The sequence below is a fragment of the uncultured Sutterella sp. genome (genome assembly GCF_937923675.1).
GTDB lineage: Bacteria > Pseudomonadota > Gammaproteobacteria > Burkholderiales > Burkholderiaceae_F > Sutterella.
The window spans coordinates 25,249-31,397 of record NZ_CALDXB010000078.1; the positions used below are offsets into that span (position 1 = coordinate 25,249).

4 protein-coding genes are annotated in these 6,149 nt (G+C 53.6%); all 4 read left to right on the forward strand.

Features of this window, described 5'->3' with window-relative positions; translation table 11 throughout:
• Positions 1-34 precede the first annotated feature (34 nt).
• The 4 genes from ftnA (at position 35) to Q0106_RS08635 (ending at position 6,125) form a co-directional block, all read left to right on the forward strand.
• Positions 35-532: a non-heme ferritin gene (ftnA, locus tag Q0106_RS08620; RefSeq protein ID WP_152159228.1), complete on the forward strand. Its 498-nt coding sequence runs from the start codon at positions 35-37 to the stop codon at positions 530-532.
• Between the two features lie 319 nt (positions 533-851).
• Positions 852-2,381 (forward strand): hypothetical protein, encoded by a 1,530-nt coding sequence (locus Q0106_RS08625; protein ID WP_297611636.1) that lies wholly within the window; start codon positions 852-854, stop codon positions 2,379-2,381.
• Positions 2,381-4,591, forward strand: a complete 2,211-nt coding sequence (locus Q0106_RS08630) for a hypothetical protein (protein WP_297611639.1) — start codon at positions 2,381-2,383, stop codon at positions 4,589-4,591. The genes Q0106_RS08625 and Q0106_RS08630 overlap by 1 nt, the downstream gene beginning before the upstream one ends.
• Entirely contained in the window at positions 4,566-6,125 is a 1,560-nt protein-coding gene (locus tag Q0106_RS08635) for a hypothetical protein (protein WP_297611642.1), read from the forward strand. The genes Q0106_RS08630 and Q0106_RS08635 overlap by 26 nt, the downstream gene beginning before the upstream one ends.
• The last annotated feature ends 24 nt before the right edge of the window (positions 6,126-6,149 follow it).

A 6,149-nucleotide genomic window follows, 5' to 3' on the forward strand; every position in this document is an offset into this window, starting at 1 on the left:
AACGCTAGAGACCCCTTTCTATGGAGAATTAAAAATGCTCTCTGCCAAGCTGGCTAAGAAGATCAATGAACAAATGAACCTCGAGCTCTTTTCTGCGCTCCTTTATCAGCAGATGGCGGCGTGGGCGAGCGCGAAGTCCTTTGAAGGCGCCTCGAGCTTCCTCTATGCGCATGCCAAGGAAGAGCTCGAACACAAGCAGCGTCTCTTCAACTACCTCTGCGACACGGGCGCCATGCCGGTGATAACGGCCCTTGAAGCCCCGCAGCACGACTTCAAGTCGCTCGAGGACGTCTTCAAGAAGACGCTTGACCATGAACTCTTCATTTCGAAGTCGATCAACGAACTCGTGGGCGCCGCCCTCGAAGAAAAGGACTTCTCGTCCTTCACCTTCCTGCAGTGGTTCGTCTCCGAGCAGCATGAGGAAGAGAAGCTCTTCAGGACCATCCTCGAAAAGCTTCAGCTCATCGGCAAGGACGGTCATGGGCTTCTGGTCTTCGACAAGGAACTTGCTCAGATCCACGCTGCCAAGTAATTCAAGCGGCTTTTTGAGCTGTGAGCGGATCCCGACCGGGCATACGGCCGGGGCCGCTTCGCGAAGCGCATCGGGTTCTGCCTCCGGTGCGCTTTTTTCATGCCTGCAGCGGCAAAGGGCGATCACATTGACCGGATTCAGAGGTTCACACCGTTCTCTTCAGAGACTCTGATGGTGCTGGCGATGCCGCAGAGCCCGGCTTCTCCTATCTGAATAAGCTCACGCCAGCAGCGGTTTGGCGGAGCAACTCGATCGAATCGCGCATTCGGGCCATAATCTTCGGATACTTCGTTCTTATTCCGACTCAACCCGTTGCCTCATGATCAGTGCAGACATTCAAAGCCTTTTGTTCGCCACGCCTTATGCGCCGCCCCCAAGGTCGGTTACTGCCGACCTTCTTGGCTGGAGGGGCGTGAAGCGCGCCCTGCAGCACAGAATGTTCCCAATGTTCACCGTATTGACGCCCAGTCGTGTCAACGCAGAACGCGCGGCGTTCTTTTTGTCTGCAATCAGTAAGCTTCGGGAGGAGAAGGACATCAAGCAGAAATGGATGCTTCCCAACCGACTCTACCGGGCGGTGGAGCTTTTCTGGGCCGTGGCCGTTCTTGAAAGTGCAGGCTGCAACGAAACGGAAGAGGAACAGCTGCTCGCAGGCGTCCTCAACCAGGAGCGTTTTCGGGCCTATTGGAATCGCTGGAAAAAGACGGGTAGTCTGCCGCTGCCGGCGGCAACAGACCGATCTATCTGGGGAACTCTCGGCTACGGGATCACTGCGCATTACCAATCCTGTCTGGCAGGCTGTGGCATTGTTAGGACAAAACGAGGCAGCTTCCCTGAGGTTGAGTTGTCCTTCGTTAGCGAAGAAGACGATCAGCGCAGCTTGCTAGATAGTTTTGTTCGCAAGCTTAAAATCTGGCTCCGCGATGAAAAGATTGGCGCAAAATCCCTCAAAAATCTCAAAGCAGGGCCGGATATATGGCCTGGTGCAGCCTCAGCATTCAGACGATGGAAGCCGTGGTTTGATGACGCTGCTGCTCGTCAAAATAGTCCTTTTTTCTCAGCGCTCTGGCTGAGTCTGGAGGAGCGGCTGTCTTCATCCCCTCAAGCTTTTAAAGCCGAGCTGGAGCGTGTGCGGAGCGAATTCAAACTTCCTGAAGGAGAGAGTCTTTCTGAAGGAGAACTCCTTCGGTGGTGGGCTAAAAAATTCGGACGTCATGAAGAAGGCGGATGGCGTGAAATGGAGCTCATATTTCAGGAATGCCGGCAAGTGGAATTCATCACAAGACTTGCGGATTTTCTGCTCGCCGCCATGATTCTCTCGAACGCTTCCGGGTCAGACTTTTCAACAGATGAAGTCGTTGAGCAATTCTCGCCGTGGCTGACGCCTCTGCGGAAACAGTTCCTCGCCTGCCTCTATCCGACGCTGTCGTCCCAGACGGCGTCTCTGCAAAGTCTCCGGCAAGCCCTTCAGCTCGACAACCTGCCGGAGAGCGCGACGGACGACGCGAAGAACAAGGCCCTTCTGGAGGCCGTCCTGAAGCGGCATTGGTTTTCCAAAGGCGAGGAGGCGCTTATCGTTCGAATGCCCTCCGGAAGGCTGGCGCTTGCAGGCAAATCCGGCTCGCAGGGCGATCCGCGTTCAAACAACGCAGTCGCACGATTCAAGGAGCTCTTTGATAAGATCCATAGCAATCCTGAAGCCGTCTCCGGACTGGACTTTGACATTTTCAAGTGCACTCCGATCTGGAGACAAAATACCTCTCTGGATTGGCACTGGAGCAAGCTGGCAAGATGGATCGGCCTCGAGAAGGATAACGGGCGGGACGAACACCAAAAGGACAACAACTGATGAAAATTGATACTCAGTTCGAGTCTCTGGCCGGCATCCTTTCAAAGATCGAACCTCGTGGAATCGAGAGCTCGCTCATTCTCTCGTACAACTTCGACGGCAGGCTGGCGGCTCAGTTTGCCAGGAAGGGAACACTGGAAGTCGAGGGCGGGGAGGAGGAGGAGGCGTTCTGCTTCCGTACGGGAATTCCGGGCGTGCTCTTTTTCGACCCGTCATCTCCTTCAGCATCAACGCAGCTCCCTGCGGGATTTGAGTTGAACTTCTGGGACCCGAAAGGCTTTGCCTGTCACCATGCAAAGGCTTATGCCTTCAATCTCAAGGACGGTTCGTCCGTTCTTGCGCTCGGAAGCTTCAATTTCACCGAGGCCGGGCTCTATAGAAACCGCGAGCTGCTGGTGAAGCTTGAGCTTTCAAAGGAAAATCCGGCCGTTCGATCGGTTTTCGAGGACTGGAAGACATTTTTGCTTGAGAATTACGAGAGACGGTATCCGGGCAGCTTCGGGCTGAAGTCCTATGTTGCGGACCTCAATAAGGTCTTAACCGGATTGCCCCCGAAGGATGAAAATCCAGCATGCTCTTTGAAGCTCATCTCGTCAGGCTACGCTGACGAGCAGGGAGAAGGAAAGGGACTGCATGCGCTTCTTCGCGCCGCAAAGGAATTCGGGTTCGAGGCTGACGCATTCGAAACCCTGATTGTCGTCACGCCTTTTTTCGACAAGCCTTCTTCGTCTCAGAGCCAAAAGATCTTCCCGGAGGTTCGGGGTGCTTTCCGGGGGCTCAAAACCTGTCACTTTTTTTCATCGATTGAGACCGGTAATTGGAATGCATCCGTGTTCGACTGCGAGCAGAAGGAGATCTCCTTTTTCCGCTACAAGATTCCGGAAAAGATTGAAGAAGAGGAAGCCCGACTCCTGGCTGCGCGTTGGAGGGAGACTGACGAAAAGAAGCTCGGCGGCGCCGAGCGTCCGCTTCACGCCAAGGTGCTGATGCTCCTGACTAAGACGGGTGAAGGGCTTCTTTACATCGGGAGCGCAAACTTCACCGCTAAGGCATGGCTCGGAAGAAACAAAGAGCTGGGCCTGCTCGGGCGAGTCGTTTTCCCGAACAGCATGTCGGCGCCTGAAGAATGCCGGGCGTGGGTCGGATCGCTTCTCGGCGTTCAGCCGGGTATTGGCGATTCTTCGCCCATGAAGCGTGATGGCGCCATGCCGGAAGATCCGTCGGAGGAAATTGAGGATGCGTCCTGCCTCTTTCCTCAGGGTCTCAAGAACGTCTGGCTCGAGCATGATGCGGAGACAAACTGTGCGGATGACCTTTGCGGCCATTTCGTTTATTCGTATGAGGCGGATTCCAGTGATCAGAAGGGCGAGTTCGACTGGCAAGGTCTGGATGTATCGCCGATTTCGAGGGATGAAGGCAGGTCGGTCTGGGTTTCTAAGACCTTGTCCGGCCTCGATCTCCGCTCCAGACTTGCCGCAAGTCGCTCGCTTCAATGGAGCGCTTCGGAACCTGAAGACGGCGCAAAAGTGCTGGTGCCTTTCAATGTTGCCGCAGGCTTGTGTGCCAGCGCGGAGCTTATCTGCGCCGTGATGCCGGAGAACTGGTTTGCCTATCTCGCCGATCAGGCGGCTGGCGGGCAAACGAGATATCCGCAAAAACAAGAGGCCGAAGCGGCACTCCGGTTTGAGTCGAGCGAAGAGATTTGCGGAAAAACGGATGTCGGGGATGGCTCGTCTGACGCTCGGGAGCGGCGTGATGAGAATGCCGAGATTCAGATGCAGAGCTGGATCAAAAGCCTGGGGCGGTTTGAGGTTGCTCTTGCCGGAAATGACGGCAATTATGAGGCTGCTGCCGGTCGATCGGATCTGGCCCATGCGTTTACGCTTGCCGCTTCTCTCTGGACAAAGCGTACGGAATCGGTTGATGAGAAGCTCTTCTATGCAGGGGAGTGTCTGATGCTCGCGGCGCGCGTAGAGAAGGAGCTCTCCGGCAGCTTTCCCGATGCAGCCCAGCCATGGCGCGATGCCGTGAAGGAGCTGCATGGTATTTTTGACGCGGCTCTGCCGGTGTTTCCCAAAAAAGAGGATTCTCAGAAATCAACTCTGCAGGTGATCGTGGAGGCTTACGAAAGGCTTGTAGAAGCTGTTGCGGCAGAGACAACGCAGAGCGGATTGACGAATTCAGATGGAAGCAAAAATCATGGGCGCTGATGCTAATGCCTTCGGAACTGGTGACGACCCGGTTTTTGATAAAGACGGAGTGCGTCGCGAGAGCGTATTTGCGACGCAAAACGATTCTTCTTCCGGAGCTTTCCGTGAGGCTTATGCGCTTCAGTACAAGGAAGCGGAGTTTCTAAGAGAACAGGTATTCAAAAGCCGCAAAAATCGACGGTCGCAGACCTATCTGCTCGGAGACGACGTCGGGCTTGGGAAGACTTGGGTTGGGATGATTACGCTTTTCTCACTTCTCAACAGAGATGACTCACTTCATTACCGTGATGACGGCAAATCCCTGGGTTTGATTGTTGCGCCGACGCGGATGCTCGTCGGGAAATGGGTGCATGAGCTTGAGACTTTCCGGCGCAGCTACGTGAAAAATGGAGATGAATTTGCTATAGAAACGGTCGGCAGCAGCAAGGAGCTGCTGTCGCGTCTGGAGGCACAAAAGAACTATAAGGGGAAGGGAAGCGGAAAAGTTTTTTTCAGGTTTTTCAGCAAGAGTTGTAAGCGGGATGCCGGCAAGACGATGGCCGAGAGCGAGAAGATGATTTCGCATCTCAAAAAACTGATGACCGCCATAGCCAAGAGCGGGATGGTTGATGATTCCACGCTCTCAAAAGATGCAGAGAACGATGTTCTGGCTGCCAGAGTTTTCCTGAGGCATGTTCTCTCAGTCTTTTCACGTGAAAGAGATCTGAAGAATCATGGTGGTGAAAATATTAAGAAAATCATCAAATGGCTTGATCAATCCGAAAGTACGCTGTCGGAACCGGAAGCACGGCTTCTGAACGCAATGCCGCTCTATATTTCTGACTTAGAGGTCATGCAGCTGCCTTCACTTTTGCAGCGTTTGCGATCTATGACGAAGAAGAAAGATTGGCGCTGGGTTCCGCTGAAGAAAGATTTGGTGAAGAAGATTTTGGAGACACCAAAACCACGGGGCCGCTATTTGTCTAAGCTGCTTTGGGGTTTCTTTACGAAAAACAAGGAGACTGGTGAAGAGATTCATGATTTGAATAGTGAATCCGCTCTGGCGCTCGTTATTTTTGCGGCTGCGGTGCTGCCCTGGCTCAGGCGCATCAGGAATGCTGAGCAAGGTTTCAACCCCCTGAATGAAAAGACGGCGCTCGAGGAGGGCATCTGGGATCAGGAGCTGGATCCGTCCGAGGAGCTGTGGAATCGGAAGCGCTGCAGACGCGTCATTTATGTGATTTACAACCGTGACCTGAGGAAGGAGGAAGCTCAAACCAAAGAGGAATTAGACAGAAGGCTCCCGACTTCTCCAAAGCCTTTGCGCTTTGCAATTATTGATGAAGTTCACAATTGGGCAAATGGGAAGAACGGCGCCGAAATCTATAGCAAGTATTGGCAGCCGCGCGTGAAAAATACTCTCCTCATGACAGCGACGCCGCTGCAGCTAGGCATTTGTGAGATAGAGAAAATCTTCGAATGTACCAGCGAAAGTCTTGGCAAGGAAGATAAGCTGGAGACGAGCCCAGGGCTGACGATTACAAATATTTATTGAAGCTCAGCCCTGTATAGTTTTATC